18 protein-coding genes and 1 riboswitch are annotated in these 21,160 nt (G+C 66.4%); of the genes, 13 read left to right on the top strand and 5 right to left on the bottom strand.

All coding sequences use genetic code 11. The annotated features are described in order from the left end of the window. Positions 1 to 244: 244 nt before the first annotated feature. Positions 245 to 1,915: a dihydroxy-acid dehydratase gene (gene ilvD / locus LZ016_RS08195; protein WP_241446897.1), complete on the top strand. Its 1,671-nt coding sequence runs from the start codon at positions 245 to 247 to the stop codon at positions 1,913 to 1,915. On the opposite strand, the gene thrC is transcribed toward ilvD, so the two are convergent. The 5 genes from thrC to proB all read right to left on the bottom strand — a co-directional run bounded on the left by thrC (position 1,912) and on the right by proB (position 8,679). Continuing rightward, positions 1,912 to 3,210 (bottom strand): threonine synthase, encoded by a 1,299-nt coding sequence (thrC, locus tag LZ016_RS08190; RefSeq protein WP_241446896.1) that lies wholly within the window; start codon positions 3,208 to 3,210, stop codon positions 1,912 to 1,914. The genes ilvD and thrC overlap by 4 nt on opposite strands. After that, on the bottom strand, positions 3,207 to 4,163 hold the full coding sequence (locus LZ016_RS08185; RefSeq protein ID WP_241446895.1) for a homoserine kinase: 957 nt from the start codon (positions 4,161 to 4,163) through the stop codon (positions 3,207 to 3,209). Before LZ016_RS08185 ends, thrC begins: the two co-directional genes overlap by 4 nt. A 5-nt stretch (positions 4,164 to 4,168) precedes the next feature. Further along, a complete protein-coding gene (locus LZ016_RS08180) occupies positions 4,169 to 5,935 on the bottom strand; it encodes a homoserine dehydrogenase (protein ID WP_241446894.1) in 1,767 nt (588 codons plus the stop codon). A 369-nt stretch (positions 5,936 to 6,304) separates the two neighbouring features. Then, positions 6,305 to 7,519 (bottom strand): glutamate-5-semialdehyde dehydrogenase, encoded by a 1,215-nt coding sequence (locus LZ016_RS08175; protein ID WP_277622718.1) that lies wholly within the window; start codon positions 7,517 to 7,519, stop codon positions 6,305 to 6,307. Between the two features lie 14 nt (positions 7,520 to 7,533). Further along, a complete protein-coding gene (gene proB / locus LZ016_RS08170; protein ID WP_241446893.1) occupies positions 7,534 to 8,679 on the bottom strand; it encodes a glutamate 5-kinase in 1,146 nt (381 codons plus the stop codon). 259 nt (positions 8,680 to 8,938) lie between these two features. Here proB and LZ016_RS08160 point away from each other — a divergent pair, with 259 nt between their 5' ends. The 12 genes from LZ016_RS08160 to LZ016_RS08105 all read left to right on the top strand — a co-directional run bounded on the left by LZ016_RS08160 (position 8,939) and on the right by LZ016_RS08105 (position 21,148). Beyond that, positions 8,939 to 10,780 carry a 3-deoxy-7-phosphoheptulonate synthase gene (locus LZ016_RS08160; RefSeq protein ID WP_436286352.1) on the top strand — a complete coding sequence of 614 codons (1,842 nt, stop codon included), beginning with the start codon at positions 8,939 to 8,941 and terminating at the stop codon, positions 10,778 to 10,780. After that, complete coding sequence (gene aroA / locus LZ016_RS08155; RefSeq protein WP_241446892.1) at positions 10,777 to 12,087, top strand: 3-phosphoshikimate 1-carboxyvinyltransferase; 1,311 nt, start codon at positions 10,777 to 10,779, stop codon at positions 12,085 to 12,087. The genes LZ016_RS08160 and aroA overlap by 4 nt, the downstream gene beginning before the upstream one ends. Beyond that, positions 12,084 to 12,608, top strand: coding sequence for a prephenate dehydratase domain-containing protein (locus LZ016_RS08150; RefSeq protein ID WP_241446891.1), 525 nt, complete (start codon positions 12,084 to 12,086; stop codon positions 12,606 to 12,608). Before aroA ends, LZ016_RS08150 begins: the two co-directional genes overlap by 4 nt. After that, positions 12,605 to 13,663, top strand: a complete 1,059-nt coding sequence (gene aroC, locus LZ016_RS08145; protein ID WP_241446890.1) for a chorismate synthase — start codon at positions 12,605 to 12,607, stop codon at positions 13,661 to 13,663. The genes LZ016_RS08150 and aroC overlap by 4 nt, the downstream gene beginning before the upstream one ends. Positions 13,664 to 13,667: 4 nt before the next feature. Then, positions 13,668 to 14,762, top strand: a complete 1,095-nt coding sequence (gene aroB / locus LZ016_RS08140) for a 3-dehydroquinate synthase (protein ID WP_241446889.1) — start codon at positions 13,668 to 13,670, stop codon at positions 14,760 to 14,762. Then, the gene (locus LZ016_RS08135; protein WP_241446888.1) at positions 14,759 to 15,595 is read left to right on the top strand and encodes a shikimate dehydrogenase family protein; all 837 of its coding nucleotides are present in this window, start codon (positions 14,759 to 14,761) and stop codon (positions 15,593 to 15,595) included. Before aroB ends, LZ016_RS08135 begins: the two co-directional genes overlap by 4 nt. A 259-nt stretch (positions 15,596 to 15,854) precedes the next feature. Next, positions 15,855 to 16,721, top strand: coding sequence for a phenylalanine 4-monooxygenase (phhA, locus tag LZ016_RS08130; RefSeq protein ID WP_366512893.1), 867 nt, complete (start codon positions 15,855 to 15,857; stop codon positions 16,719 to 16,721). A gap of 77 nt (positions 16,722 to 16,798) precedes the next feature. Beyond that, positions 16,799 to 17,470: a GntR family transcriptional regulator gene (locus LZ016_RS08125; protein ID WP_241446887.1), complete on the top strand. Its 672-nt coding sequence runs from the start codon at positions 16,799 to 16,801 to the stop codon at positions 17,468 to 17,470. A gap of 61 nt (positions 17,471 to 17,531) precedes the next feature. Continuing rightward, a riboswitch (SAM-I-IV-variant riboswitch) is annotated at positions 17,532 to 17,652 on the top strand. 47 nt (positions 17,653 to 17,699) lie between these two features. Then, positions 17,700 to 18,710: an alpha/beta fold hydrolase gene (locus LZ016_RS08120; RefSeq protein WP_241446886.1), complete on the top strand. Its 1,011-nt coding sequence runs from the start codon at positions 17,700 to 17,702 to the stop codon at positions 18,708 to 18,710. After that, positions 18,707 to 19,867: a trans-sulfuration enzyme family protein gene (locus LZ016_RS08115; RefSeq protein ID WP_241446885.1), complete on the top strand. Its 1,161-nt coding sequence runs from the start codon at positions 18,707 to 18,709 to the stop codon at positions 19,865 to 19,867. Before LZ016_RS08120 ends, LZ016_RS08115 begins: the two co-directional genes overlap by 4 nt. Before the next feature lie 179 nt (positions 19,868 to 20,046). Continuing rightward, positions 20,047 to 20,793, top strand: a complete 747-nt coding sequence (locus LZ016_RS08110; protein ID WP_241446884.1) for a TorF family putative porin — start codon at positions 20,047 to 20,049, stop codon at positions 20,791 to 20,793. A 16-nt stretch (positions 20,794 to 20,809) separates the two neighbouring features. Next, positions 20,810 to 21,148, top strand: a complete 339-nt coding sequence (locus LZ016_RS08105; protein ID WP_241446883.1) for a P-II family nitrogen regulator — start codon at positions 20,810 to 20,812, stop codon at positions 21,146 to 21,148. The last annotated feature ends 12 nt before the right edge of the window (positions 21,149 to 21,160 follow it).

The raw sequence follows: 21,160 nt of genomic DNA, 5'->3' as shown, positions 1-21,160 counted from the left end.
GGCGATGCGCACGTCGTTCGACGTGTTCATAATGTCCGTCGTATTGAGCTTCGAATTGAGAAGCATCGATCGAACCGCCTGCGCAGGAGCCCACTTTGGGATCCCATCTGAGGATGGTTATGCTGCATCGCGATAAGTCAGGCAAGCGTAAAACGGCAACACAGAGCAGAATTCGCCTCTTTTCTTGCTCTCCCCGCCGTGCTTCAGAGAACTGATTGTATCCAAAACTGTACAGGTGCACCGAATGACGTCGAAGCCGCTGCCGTCCCGCGAAATGGTCGAAGGGCCCGCCCGAGCGCCCGCAAGGGCGATGCTCCACGCGGCAGGATTCGATGCGTCCGACCTTGCGAAGCCGCTCGTTGCGATCGTCCACAGCTTCTCGACCGTCACGCCCTGCAACATGCATCTTCGCGACCTCGCCCAGCACGCCGCGCGCGGGGTCGAAGAGGCGGGCGGAACGCCGATCGAGTTCAACACGATCGTCGTCACCGACGGCATCGCCATGGGCACGCGAGGAATGCGCGCCTCGCTGATGAGCAGGGACCTGATCGCGGATTCGGCTGAGCTCGCGGTGCGGGGCCATTCGCTCGACGCGGTGGTGTTCATCGTCGGATGCGACAAGACGATTCCCGCCGCCGCCATGGCCGCGGCGCGCCTCGATCTGCCGAGCGTCATCCTCTACGGCGGCTCGATCATGCCGGGCCATATCGGGGCCAAGGCGATCACCATCCAGGACGTGTTCGAGGCGGTGGGCGCGCATAGCGCCGGGGCGATCGGTGACGAAGACCTTCAGACGGTCGAGCAGGCGGCCTGCCCTGGCGCGGGGGCGTGCGGCGGCCAGTTCACGGCCAACACGATGGCGCTCGCGATGAGCTTCCTCGGCCTCTCGCCGGTCGGCCTCAACGACATTCCGGCGGTCCATCCCGACAAGAAGCAGGCGGCGTTCGAAGCAGGGCGGCTGGCGCTCGACGCGCTGCGTGCCGGCCGCAACGCGCGCAGCTTCATCACCGCGCAGAGCCTTCGAAACGCCGCGGTCGCGGGTACGGCGACGGCCGGTTCGACCAACCTCATCCTCCACCTGCTCGCCATCGCCCGCGAAGCCGGCATTCCCGAGAGCGAGTTCGGCATCGACTTCTTCGACGAGGTGTCGCGCTCGACGCCGGTCATCGCCGACCTCAAGCCCGGCGGACGCTTCATGGCACCGGACATGAGCGCGGCGGGCGGAACGCCCTTGCTGGGACGGCGGCTGATGGAAGCCGGCCTGATCGACGACGCGCCGACCGTCACCGGCAAGTCACTGTTCGACCACTTCCGCGATGCGGGCGAGACGCCGGGGCAGCAGGTCATCGTCACCGCGGATGCGCCGATCAAGGAACGCGGCGGCTTCGGCATTTGCTACGGCAACATCGCGCCCGAGGGCTGCGTCGTGAAGCTCGCAGGGCACGGCAAGCTTCGCTTTGAAGGGCCGGCTAAGGTCTACGACGGCGAGGAAGCCGCGTTCGACGCGGTGACGCACGGCGCGATCGAGGACGGCGACGTCGTCGTCATCCGCGGAGAGGGACCCGTCGGTGGGCCCGGCATGCGCGAGATGCTTGGGGTCACGGCCGCCATCCAGGGGCGAGGGCTTGGCGATAGCGTCGCGCTGATCACCGACGGCCGATTCTCAGGAGCGACCTATGGTTTCATGGTCGGGCACATCTCGCCCGAAGCGGCGCGCGGCGGGCCGATCGGCTTGCTGGAAGCCGGCGACACCATCGTCATCGACGTCGAGAAGCGCGTGATCGAGACGTCCGCGGACCTGGCATCACGTCCGGCGCGCCAATGGCCAGTTTCGGCCGAGTCCACCGGAGCCTTCGCGAAATATGCAGCCCTGGTCGGCTCCGCGTCGCACGGCGCCGTGACGCTTCCGCGCTAGGCGGCGGCTTCCTGCTCGCTCAGGGCCTCGGCGAGCGCATTAAGGTCCGCGCCGATGCGGATCTTGCGGGTCGGGCGGTCGAGGATGGCGGCGAGCGCGGGTGTCGGCGCGACCTCGCGGCCGATCAGCGGCTCGACGATCTCGGCGAACTTGTAGGGATGCGCAGTCGCCGCGGCGATCCACGGCCGCTCGTTGCGCTCGGCCTCGCTCAGGCGGCACCAGGCCTCCACGGTCGTCGCCGAATGCGGGCACCAGACGTAGCCGGACGCCTCGTAATCGGCCTTGATGCGCCGTTCGATCTCAGCGTCCGTGACAAGCTCGACGCGGACGTCGCCGGGCTGCACGCCGAGTTGCGACAGCCGCTCGAAGTTGCTCGGATTGCCGACGTCCATCGCATTGGCGAGCGTGGCGACCGACGCGCGCGCCTCGTACCGGCCGCTGTCGTGCCAGTCCTTCAACGTGCGGTTGGCATTCGTCGCAAGCACGATCGGCCCAATGGGGAGCCCAAGCGCACGCGCGAGCAGCAAGGCGAAACCCTGTCCGAGGTTGCCGCTCGGAATGACGAAGCCGGGCGTCTCGCCCGTTGCCGCACGGACCTGCAGCGCCGCCCGTGCACTGTATGCGAGCTGGGGCAGAAGGCGGCCGAAGTTGATCGAGTTCGCCGACGTCAGCCGGTGCTCCGCCGAGAGCGGCGCGTTCGCAAACGCGGACTTCACGAGGCGCTGGCAATCGTCGAAGTCGCCGTCGACTTCCACCGCCAGGACATTGTCGCCCCAGCAGGTGAGCTGGCGCTCCTGGAACGGTGACACGCGACCCTTCGGGAAAAGGATGACGGCACGAACTGCGGATCGCCCCTCCGCCGCGCAGCCAACGGCGCCGCCGGTGTCACCGGATGTCGCGACGAGCACCGTCAGCGGTTGGTCCACGCCGAGCCGATCGAAGCAGCCCATCAGGAAGCGCGCGCCGAAATCCTTGAATGCGCCGGTGGGCCCGTGGAACAGTTCCAGAGCCTGCAAGCGGGGCTCGCCCGGGTGCGGGGTGACGAGCGGGACGGGAAAATCGAAAGCCTCGGCGCAGATCGCCGGCAGTTCCGCTTCCAGCGCGTCACCTGCGAAGAATGGCTGGAGCAGTTGTGCAGCGAACTCGCCTAGCGGCGCTTGCGGATCGACATCGGCGAAGTCCGCAGACGGCAGGACATCCGGCATGTACAGGCCGCCGTCGGGCGCAGCGCCGTTGCGCAGGGCTTCGGAGAGGCTCGCCGCAGGCGCCTGTCCGCGAGTGCTGATGAGCTTCATGCCGCGACGAGCGCCTCATCCGCCGCGACGACCTTGACGCCTTCCGACGCCACGGGCGCACGGTAGGCGCGGGCAGAAACGCCGGCGGTTGCGAACGCGGCAGACATCGCCTTTTCGACACCGTCCGCGTCTTTCTCGACCGCCCAGGCGAACACCGAGGGGCCGGAGCCGGAGAAGGAACAGCCAAGGGCCCCGGCAGCGAGGGCGGCCGCCTTCACCTGCGGAAGGCAGGGCAGAAGATGTTCACGCTGCGGCTCGACCAGCAGGTCGGTTAGTCCCGCGCGGATCAGGCCGAGGTCGTTCGTCGTGCATCCGGCGACGAAGGCGGCGACGCGGCGGCTGTGCTCGACCGCGAGCGTCATCGGCACCTCGGCCCTGAGGATCGACCGCGCCATGCGCGTCTCGATCGCCGCCGCCGGGTGCAGGACGATCGCCACCACGCCTTTGGGAGCAGGCAGTCGTTGCACGAGCGCAGGCTCCTCGCTCGCCGCGAGCACCAGGCCGCCGAGGAGGCTGGCCATGACATTGTCCCAGTGCGGCGGGTCGGACGCGACGCGCTCACCCTCGAGCGCAAACGGCAACAGTTCGGAGACGGAATAGGGCTCACCAAGAAGAGCGTTGGCGGCCGCTGCGCCCGCGACAGCGGAAGCTGCTGATCCGCCCATTCCGGCTGCCAGCGGGACGCCTTTGGCGATCGACAGGCGCATCCCGCACGGCGATCCGGCGGCCTTCAACACGGCATCGGCGGCGGCGAGTGCAGTATTCGACTTGGGATCGTCCGGCAGGGAGCTGACCAGCCCGCTCACCTGCATGAGGCGGACGCCTGGCTTGTCGTCGCGCATGGCAGTGACGACATCGCGGGCGGCGTCGAACGCCTGCCCCAATATGTCGAAGCCGACACCGACATTGCCGATGCTTGCCGGGGCGCTCGCGGCTGCCGATTGGCGCATCATGGGGTCTAGGCTCTCAGCTTTACGGCCTTGTCGCGCGCGACCGGCTGGCGCCCGAGCAGAGCCCGTTGCGCGTCCATCACGTCCGCGAATACCGCCGTCGCCGTTGGCCATCTTCCTGCGCCCTTGCCGAAGACCTCGTGCACATTGCCTTCTGCATCGGTCACAAGGAAGCGGTTTTCCTCGTCGCGGGCACCGGCCAGCGGATGCGATGCGGGCAGCGCCACCACCTGAACCTCCGCTTCGACGCTACCGTCGGGCAGCAGGCGGCAAACGCCGACCTGCTTCAGGACTTCGCCGAACTGCAGCGCTTCGAGCGCCGCTTCCGGAACGAGATCGCGCAGCGAATGCTTGGCGATCAGGCGCGGCTGAAGCGGAACACCGAAGGCCTCACGAGCAAGCACCGCAAGCTTGTCGGCAGCATCGTGACCGTCGACGTCCGCCGTTGGATCGGCCTCCGCGAAGCCGAGCTCCTGCGCCTTCGCAAGCGCGTCATCGAAGTTCCAGCCCTCCGCCAGGCGGCTGAGCAGATAGTTGCACGTGCCGTTCATCACACCTTCGACCGAGACTACGTTGCCGTCGAGCCGCCGCAGCGTCTCGATGATCGGCGCACCGCCGCCGACCGCTGCCGAGAAGCGCAGCGAGCCGCCGTGACGGGAGGCAGCGGCGTGGAGCGAGTCCCAATGCTTCGCGAGCGCCGCCTTGTTGGCCGTGACGACCTGAGCGCCATGCGAAAGTGCCGAGTGGATGGCTTCCGCGGCAAGCTCGGTGCCGCCGACCAGCTCGACGAGAATATCCGGATCGCCCGCGAGCGCTTCGTCGAGGCTCTGCGTGAAGACGACATTGTCGTTGTGCTTCGGCGGCTTGCGGACGAGCACGGGGCCGACGTGAAAGAGTTCGGGTTGCGAGAGCAGCAGCTGGAGGACGCCGCCCCCGACCGATCCGCATCCGAGCAGCGCGACCTTCAGCCGCTCCGGCTTGGGCGGACGCGACTTGGCGGCCGGAACGCGAGCGATGGTGGTCGCTTCGAGCGATCCGAGCGCCGCGACCTCGATCAGCACGTCCTTGTCGTCGGCCGCGTGGATCGCCTTCGCCTGGATGAGGCCGCTGCTGGCTTCCTGCGCCTCCGCATAGCTCATCTGCGAGAAGCGCTCGGCGCTGGCGTTGCGGGCGGGATCTTCGTCATAGACGCCGTCTACGTCCTTGATCAGCCGCACGCGGTGAGCGGACAGTTGCTCGGCGAAGAATACTGCGCTGAGATCGGTGCCACCCCGGCCGAGCGTCACCACGCCATGGTCGGCGTGATCGGCGATGAAACCGGGAACGACAACGACGTCGTTCGCATGGATCCTCGCCCAGACCGCTTCGGCGTCGACTCCGGCCAGATTGGAATCGAGCGGCGATCCCTCGGCCACCAGCGCCATTTCATGCGGGTCGAGCGTCCAGGCTCGCAGACCCGCCTTGCTGAGCGCCAGCGCCATGAGCGCCGCCGATTGAAGCTCACCGACGCGCGCGAGCCGGGCGACCAAAGCATCCGGAGCGACGTCGCCGCCCACACGGTTGGCCTGCGCCAGCAGCGCATCCGTTTCGCCGGCCAGCGCGGAGACGACTGCAACGACCTTCTCGCCGTCACGGACGTGCCGGTAAATCTCCTGCACCACCTTCGGATAATCCTCCTCGCGTTCGAGGACGGAGCTCCCGAACTTGAGGACGCACAGCCGTTTGGCCGGGCATTCGCCCGGAACGTCTCCTGCTTCTTGATCTGGCCTGGACATTGGATGCTCGCTTTCGGTGTGCTGGAAATCTGGCAATAAAAAACCCGCTCGCCTGGTCGGGGAGCGGGTCGGGTGAAACCTTGTTTTGGATGGTTATCAGCCGCTCACTCCCCGCATGCGCGTGGTCGTAATCGTCATCATAATCACCGTCATGCCTTGAACGCGCAGTGTCGCGGCACTGGTGAGCGCATCGGCGGCAGTCGAGTTTACGCGATTCTTCATGGGATCCCAAAAATGCACGGACGCGGGGCCTAGGTCAACCCGCAGAGGGAGATTTGCGAAGATTTCGCCGCGCGCGTAATAAATGGGATACAATTTTGTCTGGTGGCTAAGGAGGCTGGGTCGTCCGGAACGCAGGCGGGATCCCGATCAGGGCCGAATCTGGCCGTTCCCGCGAACCTGATACTTGAACGTCGTAAGCTGCTCCGGACCCACCGGACCGCGCGCGTGGAGCTTGCCGGTGGCGATGCCGATTTCTGCGCCGAAGCCGAACTCGCCGCCGTCCGCGAACTGGGTCGACGCGTTCCAAAGGACGATGGCGCTGTCGACGCGATCGAGGAACCGCTCGGCGGCCGCGCCGTCCTCGGCGACGATCGCTTCGGTATGTCCGGTCCCGTAGCGGCGGATGTGCGCGACGGCGTCGTCCACGTCGGCGACCGTCTTCACCGCTAGGATCGGTTCGAGATACTCGGCGTGCCAGTCGTCTTCGCTTGCCTCGGCCATCGGCACGATGGCGCGGGCGGCCTCGTCTCCGCGAAGCTCGCAGCCGTCGAGTGCATCCGCGATCTGCGGCAGTAGTTTCGGCGCGGCATCGCGATCGACGAGCAGGGTCTCGGTCGATCCGCAGACGCTGACCCGGCGCATCTTCGCATTCCGGACGACCTCCGCGGCCATGTCCGGGTCGGCCGACGCGTGGACATAGGTGTGGCAGACGCCTTCGAGGTGCCCGAGCACGGGGACGCGCGCTTCCCGCTGCACGCGCTCGACCAGCGCTTTCCCGCCGCGCGGAATGATGAGGTCGATCGCGCCCGACAATCCTTCGAGCATCAGACCGACGGCATCCCGGTCGGCGGTGGACACGACCTGCACGCTTCCTTCCGGCAGCCCGGCTTCCGCGAGCGCGTCCGAGATCGCGGTGCCGATGGCGAGCGAGCTGCGCAGCGCATCCGATCCCGAGCGAAGGATGACGGCATTTCCGGATCGCAGGCAGATCGCCGCCGCGTCCGCCGTTACGTTCGGGCGGCTTTCGTAGATCATGCCGATGACGCCGATCGGCGTACGGATGCGCGAGATCTCGAGTCCATTAGGCCGGGTCCACTGCTCGATGACCTTGCCGACCGGATCAGGGAGATCGGCAATCTCCTCGACGGCCCGAGCCATGGCTTCGAGCCGCTCTTCGTTCAGGAGCAGGCGGTCGACCAGGTTGGTGGCACCGGCCACGTCCTGCGCGTTCGCCGCGAGGATTTCGATGGCGCGATGGCGGATGTGCCTCGCGATGGCGCGGATCGCACCGCTGCGCTTTTCAGGCGGAGCGGTGCGCATCGCATCGGCCGCTTCGCGCGCAGCCCTTCCCATCGCATCCATCTGCTCGCGCACGCTCACATCAGCACCAAATCGTCGCGATGGATGAGCTCGTCGGGGCCGCTGTAGCCGAGCCGCGCCTCGATCTCGCTGCTCGCGCAGCCGAGGATCGCCTGCGTCTCGCCGGACGTGTAGGCGGTGATCCCGCGTGCGACTTCGCTGCCGTCAGGTCCGAGCACGCGCAGGCAGACGCCGCGTTCGAAACTGCCGTCGACCGCACGGACGCCGGCGGGGAGCAGGCTCTTGCCGGATCCCAGCGCCGCTAACGCTCCCGCGTCGACCTGTATGCTTCCCGCGGGGACCAAAGTCCCGGCGATCCACTGCTTGTAGGCGCGCGCCGGCGATCCCTTGGCATCGATGACCGTCGCCCGTCCGCCGCTCTGCAGCGCCGATAGCGGACGGTCCTCGCGGCCCGAGGCGATGATCGTCGCGCAGCCGAAGCTCTGGGCCACGCGAGCGGCCGCGATTTTCGTGCGCATCCCGCCGGAGCCAATGCCAGTGGCCGAGGAGCTTCCCGCCCAGCCTTCGATTTCCGGGGTGATTGCGCCGATATGCGGCACGTGCCGCGCTTCGGGATCGCGGCCGGGGTCGCCGGTGTACACGCCATCGACGTCGGAAAGCAGGATGAGCAGGTCGGCCTGGATCATCTGGGCGACCCGCGCCGAGAGCCGGTCGTTGTCGCCGTAGCGAAGCTCCTCGGTCGCCACCGTGTCGTTCTCGTTGACGATGGGCATCGCGCCATTGCCGAGCAGCACTTCGACGGTCGCGCGCGCGTTGAGCCACCGCCGGCGCGATTCCGTGTCGTCGATGGTCAGCAGCAGCTGCGCGGTCGGGATCCCAAATGGCGCGAACGCTTCCTCCCAGGCGCGCATCAACAGCGGCTGACCCGCGGCGGCGGCAGCCTGCTTTTGCGGCAATCTGGGGGAGCGCTTCAGCGACAGCCGCTGGCGTCCTAAGGCCACCGCGCCCGAAGAGACCAACGCGATGTGCTTGCCTTGCGCCCGCAGTGCGGCGACGTCCTCGCCGAGCCCTGACAGCCACGCGCCGCGGATGCCGTTCCCGCTCGAATCCACGAGCAGGGACGACCCCACCTTGACGGTGATCCGGCGCGCAGCGCTGATCAGCGCGGCATGCCGCGCAGAGAGCTCAGCAACTTCGGGCATGGCGGCGGTCATATCAGCTTCACGCCGTTCGACAACGATGAAAGGGATCCCATATTGACATGGCCAGAGCCTTCCGTCAGCCTTTGGCCAATGACCAGCACGGCCAACAGTCTCGGTTCTTTCCGCACGACTTCGCTTCGTGGCTGGCGCTATTTTATCTCGTTTACGGGCCGGTACGCCTACGGGCGGCCGGAGCTTTTGCAAACGCACTAAACCCGTAACCCGCCGCACCGGAACAGCGGCAAAGAACGAGAACAATGTGACCCAGGAACAATCGCAAGGGCTCGCGGAACTGCGAGCCGAGCTGGACCGGATCGACGACCAGATCCTCGAACTGATCGACCGCCGACTTGCCGCGTCCGCCGACATCGCCGCGCGCAAGGACGCCGAGGACGATCGCCACCTGAAGGTCCGGCCGAAGCGGCAGAGCCAGATCCTCGACCGCCTCAAGGCCCGGGCGAAGCGGGCCGCGCCGGGCCTCGTCGAGCATGTCTGGCGGGAGATCATGGGCTATGGCCTGCAGGCGCAGGCGCGCACCGAGCTGGTGCTCGCGCCCACCGATCAGCCCGAATTGCTCGAGGCGCGCGTCAAAGCCTATTTCGGCTCGGCCGTGCCCATTCGCTGGGCGGCAAGCACCGCCCATGCCATCCGCTCGGCCATGGTCGGCGAGGCGATCGCGATCATCCCCGAGCCTTTGCTGGAGAGCGAGGGCCAGCTTCGCATGTTCGACATTCTCCACGCGACCGACGGACGTCCAGTGGCGTACGCGGTAGGCCGGGTTGCGGCCGAAGACATCGCTCTCGAAGCGTCAGCGCCTGTCGAGAAGAAGCCCGCCGAGCCGCGCGAATGGTCGCCCGCCAGCTGGCGCGATCGGCCCGCCGAGCAGATCGTCGACTATCCCGATCCCGACGCGCTCGCCCGCGTCGAGCGGCGGCTAAGCGGATCGGAATCGCTCGTCGACATCGCCGACATCATCCACTTGCGCGCGTCGCTTGCCCGCGTCGCGAACGGTGACGCGGTGATGGTCCAGGGCGGCGACTGCGCGGAAAGCTTCGCCGAGTTCAACGCCGACAAGGTGCGTGTCACCTACAATCTGCTGCTGCGGATGGGCGCGCTGCTCCGCGCTGCGAGCGGCGGCGAGGTCGTCCATCTCGCGCGAATTGCGGGTCAGTTCGCCAAGCCGCGTTCGTCATCGAACGAGACCATCGGCGACGTGACGCTGCCGAGCTATCGCGGGGATGCCGTCAACGGCCCCGCGTTCACCGTGGCGGCGCGAACGCCGGATCCGAAACGGCTACTCGACGCTCATCGCCAGGCAAAGGTCACGATCGAGCTGCTGCAGGCCTACGCCTCGGCCTCCTACGCCGACCTGCCGCAGGTTTACCGCGAAGTCGGCCTCAGCGAACTGCCGCGCCCCGTCGCGATGTTCACCAGCCACGAGGCCTTGCTGCTCAATTACGAGCAGGCGCTGGCCCGTTATGACGATGCAAGCGAGCAATGGTGGGCGACGTCCGGCCACATGCTGTGGATCGGTGACCGCACCCGGCAGCTCGATGGTGCGCATGTCGAATTCGCCCGCGGGGTCAGCAATCCGGTCGGCCTCAAGTGCGGACCGAGCCTGAAGACGGACGACTTCCTCCGCCTGATCGACCGCCTGGATCCCGACAACACGGCCGGGCGGCTGGTCCTGATTGGCCGCTTCGGCGCGTCGAACATCGCCGAGCATCTTCCGGAGCTCATGCGGGCGACGCGGCGCGAAGGCCGCAAGGCGATCTGGAGCGTGGATCCGATGCACGGCAACACGCGGACCGTCGAGGGACTGAAGACGCGGATGGTGGGCGATATCGTGGCGGAAGTGCGAACCTTCTTCGAGATCGCGGCCGCCGAAGGTGTGCACCCAGGCGGCGTCCACCTGGAGATGACGGGATCGGACGTGACGGAGTGCATCGGCGGCAGCGTGAAGCTCGCGCGCGAGGACCTCGGCCGGCGCTACCTGACGCACTGCGATCCGCGGCTCAACGAGGGACAGGCACTCGACGTCGCACAGGCCGTCGCGGAGCTTCTTGCGCAGCGCGCAGCCAACCGGGCGAACGCCGCATGAGCACTGTGCTCGAAGCAACGTTCGGCCCTCGGCTCACGGGTTCGCGGTCAGGACCGTTCAGCGGGTTTATCGGCGTGCCTGGCGACAAGTCCATGTCGCACCGCGCTCTCATCTTCGGCGGGCTGGCCAATGGCCTCACGCGCATCCGCGGACTGCTGGAAGGCGACGACGTTTTGCGAACGGCCGATGCGGTGCGCGCGCTCGGAGCTCAGGTGGAGCGCGCGGACAGCGGCGAATGGACCGTTCGCGGGGCAGAGTGGCAGGCGCCCGCCGAGCCGATCGACTGCGCCAACAGCGGCACCGGTGCGCGCCTGCTGATGGGCGCCGTCGCCGGCTTTCCCATCGACGTGACCTTCACCGGGGATGCGTCGCTCAGCGGCCGTCCGATGGAGCGCGTCCTTGGACCGTTGAGGTCGATGGGCGCACGAACGGAAGGCAGCACGCTTCCCGTCACGATCCGCGGCGGCAGGCTGCACGGCATGCACTTCGTCAACGAGAAAGCATCGGCGCAGGTGAAGTCGGCGATCCTTCTCGCAGGCCTGCGCGCAGAGGGTGACGTCGTGGTGATCGAGCCACGGCTGAGCCGGGATCACACGGAAAACATGCTCCGCGCGTTCGGCTGCGACGTGACGAGCGAAGACGGCGTAATCAGCCTCGGCGAGCGCCGGTCCCTGACGGCTACTGACGTGGCGATTCCCGGCGATCCGTCGTCCGCGGCCTTTCCGATAGTCGCTTCGCTGATCGTGCCCGGATCGCAGGTCACCGTGCGGAACGTGATGGTCAACCCGCTCCGGGCCGGCCTGTTCACTACGCTACAAGAGATGGGTGCGGACCTGCGGTTCGTGGACGAGCGGCGGGAAGGCGGCGAACCTGTCGCCGACATCGTCGCGACTGCCAGCGCGCTCCGCGGCGTCGAGGTGCCGGCGAGCCGCGCGCCCTCGATGATCGATGAATATCCGATCCTCGCGGTCGCTGCCGCGTTCGCGCAGGGCCGCACGGTCATGCGCGGGCTGTCCGAGCTTCGAGTCAAGGAAAGCGACCGGCTCGCTGCGGTCATCGCCGGGCTTCAGGCATGCGGCGTCGACGCTTGGGACGAGGGCGACGACTTGATTGTCGAAGGCCTCGGCGGTCCGCCGCGGGGTGGCGCTGACGTTCAGGCGCACCACGATCATCGCATTGCCATGAGCTTCCTCGTCATGGGGCTGGCCGCGCAGAAGGCCGTGACCGTCGACAGCGCGGACATGATCGCGACCAGCTTCCCGGATTTCACGCCGTTGATGCGCTCGATCGGGGGAAGCATCCAGTGAGCGTTGCCTATCACGGCGTGCCGGGCGCCTTCAGCCATGAGGCCTGCCTGCGCTTCCTTCCCCGCGAGGAGCCGGTCGGCTTGCCTTCGTTCGCGGACGTCATTCGCTCGGTTGAAATGGGTGAGGCCGACTACGGAATCCTGCCGCTGCAGAACAACAATGTCGGCGGCGTCGACGAGGTGCAGGAGCTGCTCAAGCAGACCTCGCTCAAGGTGCTTTCGGAGCATCCGCTGCCGATCCGCATCCACCTGCTGGGCTTGCCGGGATCGGCGCTCGATCAGGTGCGCACGGCGGTCAGCCATCCGATGGCGATCAAGCAGTGCGTGGAGACGCTGAGCGCGCTCGGGATTGCGCCGGAAGAGGCGTCGAGCACGTCTGCCGCCGCCCAAAATCTCAGTGATCCCGCGAAGGCCGCACTCGCGTCAGAAGCCGCGGCGGAAGCCTACGGCCTTGTCGTGCTGAAGCCGAATGTGCACGACCGCGAAGTGAACGAAACCACTTTCATCGTTGTGAGCCGATGAGCGTCAACTCGTTCGGACGCGTGCTGCGCTTCACGACGTGGGGCGAAAGTCACGGGCCGGCGATCGGGGCCGTCGTCGACGGCTGTCCTCCAGGCATCGCCTTATCCGAAGCGGACATCCGGCCGTGGCTCGACAAGAGGCGGCCGGGCGCAAGCCGGTTCACCACGCAGCGGCGCGAAAGCGACCAAGTCCGCATCCTCTCGGGCACGTTCGAGGGCCGCACGACCGGCACGCCCATCGGCCTGCTCATCGAAAATGAGGACCAGCGTTCGAAGGATTATTCGGACGTCGCGAAGGCTTATCGGCCGGGCCACGCCGACTACACTTACGACGCGAAATACGGCTTTCGCGACTGGCGCGGCGGAGGGCGCAGCTCAGCGCGCGAGACGGCCATGCGGGTCGCGGCCGGCGCGGTTGCGCGACTGATCATCCCCGAGGTCCGGATCCTGGCTTATCTCGTCGAGCTCGGCGGCGATTCCATCGACCGCGACAATTTCGATGCCGCTGCGATCGGGCAGAATGCGCTGAACTGTCCGGAAGCGGCAGCCGCACAGCGCTGGGAGCAGAAGGTCGATGAGGCGCGCAAGGCGGGCTCGTCCCTCGGTGCGGTCGTCGAATGCGTCGCCGAGGGCGTTCCGGCGGGCTGGGGTGCGCCCGTCTATGCGAAGCTCGACGCCGAACTCGCTTCGGCGATGATGTCAATCAACGCCGCCAAGGGCGTGGAGATCGGCGACGGGTTCGCGGCGGCCCGGCTGCGCGGCGAGGACAATGCGGACGCGATGCGGGCGGGCCCGACGTTCCTGTCAAACCATGCCGGCGGAATCCTCGGCGGAATCTCCAGCGGGCAGCCGGTCGTGGTGCGAACCGCGTTCAAGCCGACCTCGTCGATCCTCACGCCGATGCCGACCATCGACCGTGAGGGGAACGAGACGGAGATCTCCACGAAGGGACGCCACGATCCCTGCGTCGGCATCCGCGCAGTCCCCGTCGTCGAGGCGATGATGGCGCTCGTTCTCGCCGACCAGAAGCTGCTGCATCGCGCACAGTGCGGCTGATGCAATGAACAAGGTTGAGGTCGCGCTTGGAGCGCGGAGCTACGAGATCCTGATCGATCAGGGGCTGCTCGATCGCGCTGCGGAGCAGGTCGCGCCACTCGCGCGCGATGGCCGGTTGCTGGTGATCAGCGATGAGACTGTGTGGGACAGGATTGGCGGAAGATTGCAGGCCGGCCTCGGCGCCATCCGCGCCATCCCGATCCTCGTTCCGGCGGGCGAGGAAAGCAAAAGCTGGTCGGGACTGTCGTCGGTGGTCGACCGCCTGCTGGGGCATGGGGTCGAACGGAAGGATCACCTCGTCGCGTTCGGCGGGGGCGTAGTCGGCGATCTTGCCGGTTTCGCAGCGGCGATCGTCAATCGCGGCTGCAACTTCGTCCAGGTACCGACGACCTTGCTCGCGCAGGTCGACAGCAGCGTTGGCGGCAAGACCGCCATCAATGTCGCTGCGGGGAAGAACCTAGTCGGCGCCTTCCACCAGCCGTCGCTGGTGCTCATCGATCCTTCGCTGCTCGACAGCCTCGACGCCCGGCAGGTGCGCGCGGGCTACGCCGAGATCGTCAAATACGCGCTGATAGAGGATCGCGACTTCTTCGAATGGCTGGAGCAGAACGGTGCCAGAGTGCTTGGCGGTGACGCCGAGGGGCGCACTTATGCGATCGCCAAGGCCGTCGCGGGCAAGGCGCGGATCGTCGAGGAAGACGAACGCGAGACGAGCGGGCGGCGCGCCTTGCTCAATCTTGGGCATACGTTTGGACACGCGCTGGAAGCTGAGACGGGCTATTCCCATCGCCTCCTTCATGGCGAGGCCGTTGCGCTCGGATGCGTGCTGGCGTTCGACTTTTCCGCTGCGCGCGGTCTTTGCGAACAATTCGATGCGGACCGTGTGCGGGCGCATTTCGCCGCCGCCGGGCTTCCGACGAAGCTGGGCGATCTGGGCTTGGGCGGAATGGGTGAACGGCTCGCCGGTCACATCAGTCACGACAAGAAGCGCGAGGGCGGGCGCACAGCCTTCATCCTCGCTCGCGGAATCGGGCAGGCGTTCGTCGACAAGCAGGTCGAGCTGACCGACGTCGCTTCATTCCTCGACTGCGCGCCGTGATCTACGCCGAGGTCATCGGCGATCCAATCGCGCAATCGAAATCGCCGCTCATCCACAAGCATTGGCTGGAACGCTCCGGCATCGAAGCCGACTATCGCGCCACGCGCGTTTCCAGCGCGAACCTTGCCGACTTCGTCCGTCAGCGGCGGATCGACCCGCGGTGGCGCGGCTGCAACGTCACGCTTCCGCACAAGGAGGCCATTGCCCGGCTCGTCGATCGCGTGGACGAAAGCGCAGCGGCGGTCGGCGCGGTGAACTGCGTGGTGCGCGCGGAAGGCCAACTGGTCGGCTTCAACACGGACGTGGACGGCATCGGCGCAGCGCTGGACGGCGTCGAGCTTTCTGGACGCAAGGCCGCGATCATCGGCGGGGGAGGGGCCGCCCGAGCCGCGCTCGCTTATTTCGCAAAGCGAGGTCCGTCGCAGATCGTTCTCCTTGTACGGGATCCCAAAAAGGCCGAACCCCTGCGAACACTCGCGGAGGTCGACATCCTTCCCATGGCGTCAGCCGACGAGGCGCTGACCGGCTCCGACGTCATCATCAATGCCAGTCCGCTGGGCATGACGGGCTCCGCGCCCATGCGCCCTGAACTCCTCGACTGGGTGTCGCGCAGCGCGGCCGGAGCGACTCTGTTCGACATGGTCTATCACCCGATAGACACGGCATTTCTTCAGGCTGGACGCACTGCGGGCGCGCGCACCGTGGGCGGGCTGACGATGCTCGTCGGGCAGGCGGCGAAAGCATTCGAACTGTTCTTCCGCCATCCCGCTCCCGAGGCCGATTCGGCCCTGCGTGACCTCCTCACAACAGACAGGCGGGATTCAGGCGGCTGAGGATACAAATCCTCGCCTAAGCATTGACAGGATCCCAAATCTAAGGCTTTTGGCGACAAATGACCGTGAACGGCACTCTCGACACGACCTTCCGCGACGCTTCGCGCCGCGCGGCCGTGCTTGCGCCGTTTAGCTATTATTACGGCTATTCCGCCCGGGCGGAGACGGTCTGACGCGCTAATTACAGTTTAGCTGAACAGTCCGAACCCCGCCCGGTCCTCCTGGCGGGGTTTCTTTTTGTGTCGAAAGGAACCCGACGGTGAACGAAGCAACTGAAGTGAAGGCCAATGCGGAGCGCCACGGCGCCTTGGCATCGCCCGTGCCGCCGCCGGGCGCCGCGGCCGACTGGACCGTGCCGCAGCACTGGGACGACCTGACCGATGAGGATCATTGGGTGTGGGACACGTTGTTCGCTCGGCAGAAGACCATGCTGCACGACCGCGCCGTCCGCGAATTCGAGGAGTCGGTCGAGGTGCTGCACCTCTCGCGCCCCGGCATCCCGAACTTCGAGGAGCTGAACCAGAAGCTCGGTGCGCGCACCGGCTGGAAGGTCGTCGCCGTGCCCGGCCTCGTCCCGGACGACGTCTTCTTCGAGCATCTGCGCAACCGTCGTTTCCCCGCGGGCAATTTCATTCGCAAGGCCAGCCAGCTCGATTACCTGGAAGAACCCGACGTCTTCCACGACGTCTTCGGCCACGTTCCGCTTCTGGCGCAGCCAGCGGTCGCCGATTTCATGGAGGAGCTCGGCCATCTTGGCGAGCAGGCGATGGCGATCGGCCAGCTTCACCGGGTCGCCCGGTTGTACTGGTACACGGTTGAATTCGGCCTCGCCCTCGAGAGCGGGAAGCCGCGCATCTACGGCGCCGGAATCCTGTCGAGCTTCGGTGAATCGCACTACTCGCTGGAGAGCGCGAAGCCGCATCGCCTGGCCTTCGACCTCAAGCGCGTCCTCCGCACGCGCTACCGGACCGATGCCTTTCAGCAGAGCTACTTCGTTATCGACCGCTTCGACGACGCGCTGCGCCTCGTCCGCGAGAACGACTTCGCGTCGCTCTGCAAGGAGCTCGACGGCGTTCCCGACATCGATCCATGGGTGGCGGATACGGACGAACTGCTCGCGGCCTGATGGACGGACGTTCCCCTCTGCGGCTATGAGGCTGCAAGAGAGGGGAATGACCCGATGAATCCGACCAAGGGCGGCGCGTGGACAGCCGAGTAGCCCAACGAATCCGAGAGCTGATTGTCGAGGGAATCCTGCCGCCGGGGACGCGTGTTGCCGAGGCGGCGATTGCCGAGCGCCTGGGAGTGTCGCGCACCCCCGTCCGCAACGCCTTGCCGGCGCTCGCGAGCGAAGGCCTGCTCGAGCCCGCGGGGAAGCGCGGCTATGCCGTGCGCAACTTCACCGTCGAGGACAGCTATCGCGCGACCGAAATCCGCTGCGTTCTCGAAGGCTACGCGGCGCGCGAACTGGCGTCGCGTTCCGACCGCGGGCCGATCATCGAAGAGCTTCGCGATACGCTGGCTCAGGGCGACAGTATTTTCGCCAAGGGCCACGTCGTGAAGGACGATGAGAATGCCTATGCGGAAATGAACCGCCGCTTCCACGACCTGATCGTCGGCGGAGCGGAGGATCCGTTGCTGAGCGACCTCATCCAGCGCGTCTACTCCGTGCCCTTCGTCGCGCCCGAAGTGGTCGCGTTCAATAGGATCCCGTTAGAAGAAATTTATCCGATCCTCATTTCGGGCCATCACCAGCACCACGCCATCGTCGACGCGATCGAGGAGGGCGAGCCGCACGTTGCGGAAACGCTTATGCGCGGACATTCCAGTCCGGCACGCCGGAGCCTCGGCCTCGAAGGCAGCGGACCCCAGTAATAACTTGACGTTAAGCTGCGTCGCAGCATAGTTGGGATCCAACGCGTCCTTTCGGTGGCGCGGGAAGCATCAAGAGTGGGCTGGCGGCCAAAAGCCAACGACCCACGCCAACCTGCCCGCCCGGGCAAGGTGGCAGTCCCGAGCAGGGGCGATGCGGCCGAAGGGCAACGAAGCGGGCTCATGAGGCAGTATCGACCCGGCTCCAGAAGGAAGGGTTATGGAGCTGTCCGTGTTGCCGCGCCTCGAAATCGACAGTGCGCAAGAGATCTTCTCCGAAGGGCGATGTCCTGAAGCGACTCCGCGCGCCGAGCTCGCGCTGTTCGACGTTCCCGTGCCTGTGGCGCTTCGCCAATTCGGCGAGAACGTCCGCGCGTCGGCGCTCGGCGATCCGGTCAATCCACCCGTCGTCGTCCTTGGCGGCATTTCCGCGAACTGCTTCCCGGCACTGAAGCCCGACGGAACGCCGGGCTGGTGGTCGAACCTCGTCGGCGAGGGCCGTTCCATCGATCCAAGCCGCTTCTACATCATCGGCGTGGACTTCGCGGCCGACGACAGCGGCGCGGCGGCACCGTCGACCGCCCACCAGGCACAGGTTCTCGCCGCGGCCCTCGACGTCATCAAAGTGGATCGCCCCGTCGTGATTGTCGGCGCCTCGTACGGCGCAATGGTCGGCCTCGCGCTGGCGGAAGCGAAGCCGGAACTCGTCGAGCGCCTCGTCATTGTCTCCGCCGCGGACGAACCGCATCCGGCGAGCACCGCCGCGCGCGAACTCCAGCGCCGTATCGTCGCCTTGGGGCAGCTCGCAGGCTGCGGCGATGAAGCTTTGTCGATTGCCCGCGGTCTCGCGATGCTCACCTATCGCACGCCCGAGGAATTCGGGGAGCGGTTCGAGGGCGGCATCGAGGACGACAGCACGCTCTGCTGCTCCGAGCCGGGCGCCTATTTGCGCTCGCGCGGGCAAGCATTCCGGTCTGTCATGTCGCCCGGTCGGTTCCTTAGCCTGTCAGCCTCGATCGACCGGCACGGCGTCGATTCCTCGAAGGTCGATGCGCCCTGCCTGATCATCGGCGCCGAGAGCGATCAGCTGGTTTTCGCGGCGCAATTGCGCCTTCTTGCGGACCGTCTGGGTGATAAGGCCGAGCTGCACTTGCTCGACTCGCTTTACGGCCATGACATGTTCCTGAAGGAAGCCGAGCGCGTCGGGCGGCTGATCGAGCCGTTCCTGGCCGCCCGCGGATGAGCAAGCCGAAGAAACCGGCGACGATCGTCGCTGCGGCTCACCCGGAACTCGATCCTGCCTATGGCAGCGTCGGGCCGGCGATCTGGCCAACGGACACGTTCGAATGGGCCAGTCCCGACGACAAACCGGCCTTCGATTATTCGCGTACGGTCAATCCGAACCGCGCGATGCTCGTCCGCACGCTCGCCGAGCTCGAAGGCGCGGTAGGCGGCGTGGTTACGAACAGCGGGCAGGCCGCGGCGCTTCTCGCGTTGCTGCGGCTGCCCACCGGTGCGCGGGTCGTTGCGCCGCATGATTGCTACGGCGGGACTTACCGGCTGCTCGAGGCCATCGAGCGGCAGGGGAAGATCCGCTGCAGCTTCGTCGATCTGACGAACGACGAGGCGTTCGATGCGGCTCTTCAGGACCAGCTCGCGCTGCTGTGGATCGAGACCCCCAGCAATCCGCTGATGCGCATCACCGACATCCGCAGGCGAGCATCCGCCGGCAAAGGCCGCGGCGCACTGACGATTGCCGACAACACGCTGGCCTCACCGCTTCGGCAGAGGCCGCTCGACCTCGGCTGCGACCTTGTCCTCCATTCGACCACGAAGATCCTCAACGGTCATGCCGACCTGTTCGGCGGCGCGTTGCTCGCCTCCGACCCGGCGCTAGTCGAGGAGCTGGAATGGTGGTCGAACGCGGCGGGCCTTAACGGCTCGGCCTTCGATTCGTCCCAGATCGTTCGTGGTCTTCGGACGCTTCCTCTGCGTCTCGACCGGCAGGAAGCCAGCGCCGCCCGCATTGCCGAATGGCTGAGCCAGAAGCCGGAGGTGCAGGCCGTCTATTTCCCCGGCCTAAGCTCTTCGAAAGCCGCTGAAATTGTTGCACTGCAGCAGTCCGGGCCCGGCTTCATGCTGAGCTTCGAACTGCGGGGCGGGAAGCCGAGTGCGGACCGATTCGTCGCCGCCCTCGATCTCATCACGCTTGCGTCGTCTTTGGGCGGGTTTTCGACTCTGATCTGCACGCCGTCGACGATGACTCATCGCGGCATGTCACCCGACGCGCAGAGGGAGGCGGGCATTGCTCCGGACCTGTTGCGCATGTCCGTGGGCCTCGAAGACGCCGACGACCTGATCGCGGATTTGGCCCGCGGATTCAGCACTTTGGGATCCTGAACGGGTCCGATTTTCGATCCTGTCAATCGGTGCACTGCACCATTGCCATGTTAGCGTGAACATTTCGCATTGTGCGCTGCAGCAAGAATGTGTCCATTTTGTTGCAGCTGATGCGGCGCCGGAAGCGTGGCTGAGGCTGGGAGAGAGGATGCCGGCCAACTTCCTGCGGAGGTACCTCAATGTCACGTTTCGCTCGGGTTTCTTGTTACGCGATTTCATTACTCACAGTACTGGTCGCGGCCCCCGCGGCCGCTGAAGATCTGGGTGCGGGATTTGCAGTCAACGGCGGGGCTACCGTCGTTTCCGACTATCGGTTCCGCGGCATTTCACAGACCAATCGGCGCTTCGCCATCCAGGGCACCATCAGCGTCAGCCACGCGTCCGGTTTCTACGGGACGGTGTGGGGATCTTCGATCGACGATTACGTCGCCAACGGCAGCGATGCCGAGCTCGACCTGATCGTCGGCTACAAGAAGACGTTCGGATCGACGACCGTCGATGGCGGCGTCCTCTACTACTACTATCCTGGCTCGCACGGCGCGAACACGGACTTCGCCGAGCCCTACATCTCGGTCAGCCAGGCGATAGGTCCGGCGACTCTCAAGGGCACGGTGAACTGGGCGCCCAAGCAAAAGGCGCTGACCCTCGACGGCGTCCACAAGGAGTCGGGGCTGTACCTCGCGGGCGACGCCAGCTTCGCCATTCCGAAGACGCCCGTCTCGCTGACCGGACACCTCGGGCACAGCTTCGAGAAGAACTACATCACGTTCGGTGAGGAATATACCGACTGGAGCCTCGGCGCGTCGGTCACTCACAAGAACGTGACGTTGGGCATTGCATACGTCGACACCGATACGACCCTGTACGGCGATAACCGCAACGTCTCGAAGGCGGGCGTCGTGGCGTCCCTCGGCGTGGCTTTCTGACGAGGAGAGGGGCTGCATGAAACTGGTTCTAGCAATCATCAAGCCGCACAAGCTCGACGAGGTCCGCGAGGCCCTCGGCGGCATCGACGTGCAAGGCCTCACGGTGACCGAGGCACGCGGATACGGCCGCCAGAAAGGCCACACCGAAATCTACCGCGGCGCCGAATATGAGACGAACCTCGTGCCGAAGCTGCGGCTCGAGATCGTCGTCACCGCCGACTACGCCGACCGCGTCGTGGAGACGATCCACCAAGCCGCGCAAACCGGCTCGATCGGCGACGGCAAGATCTTCGTCATCGACGTCGACCGGGCGGTTCGCATCCGGACCGGCGAGCAGAACAATGACGCTCTGTGAGGGGGTGCAATC

The organism is Sphingomonas telluris (assembly GCF_022568775.1).
GTDB lineage: Bacteria > Pseudomonadota > Alphaproteobacteria > Sphingomonadales > Sphingomonadaceae > Sphingomicrobium > Sphingomicrobium telluris.
This window is presented reverse-complemented; position numbering and strand designations above follow the sequence as displayed.

Bases quoted from the DNA above. Each gene is read 5' to 3' on its own strand.
- LZ016_RS08115 (WP_241446885.1), top strand. From the start codon at position 18,707: ATGAGCAAGCCGAAGAAACCGGCGACGATCGTCGCTGCGGCTCACCCG.
- LZ016_RS08180 (WP_241446894.1), bottom strand. From the start codon at position 5,935: ATGTCCAGGCCAGATCAAGAAGCAGGAGACGTTCCGGGCGAATGCCCG.
- LZ016_RS08110 (WP_241446884.1), top strand. From the start codon at position 20,047: ATGTCACGTTTCGCTCGGGTTTCTTGTTACGCGATTTCATTACTCACA.
- aroB (WP_241446889.1), top strand. From the start codon at position 13,668: ATGAACAAGGTTGAGGTCGCGCTTGGAGCGCGGAGCTACGAGATCCTG.
- LZ016_RS08185 (WP_241446895.1), bottom strand. From the start codon at position 4,163: ATGATGCGCCAATCGGCAGCCGCGAGCGCCCCGGCAAGCATCGGCAAT.
- LZ016_RS08105 (WP_241446883.1), top strand. From the start codon at position 20,810: ATGAAACTGGTTCTAGCAATCATCAAGCCGCACAAGCTCGACGAGGTC.
- LZ016_RS08175 (WP_277622718.1), bottom strand. From the start codon at position 7,519: ATGGATGCGATGGGAAGGGCTGCGCGCGAAGCGGCCGATGCGATGCGC.
- ilvD (WP_241446897.1), top strand. From the start codon at position 245: ATGACGTCGAAGCCGCTGCCGTCCCGCGAAATGGTCGAAGGGCCCGCC.
- proB (WP_241446893.1), bottom strand. From the start codon at position 8,679: ATGCCCGAAGTTGCTGAGCTCTCTGCGCGGCATGCCGCGCTGATCAGC.
- aroA (WP_241446892.1), top strand. From the start codon at position 10,777: ATGAGCACTGTGCTCGAAGCAACGTTCGGCCCTCGGCTCACGGGTTCG.
- aroC (WP_241446890.1), top strand. From the start codon at position 12,605: ATGAGCGTCAACTCGTTCGGACGCGTGCTGCGCTTCACGACGTGGGGC.
- thrC (WP_241446896.1), bottom strand. From the start codon at position 3,210: ATGAAGCTCATCAGCACTCGCGGACAGGCGCCTGCGGCGAGCCTCTCC.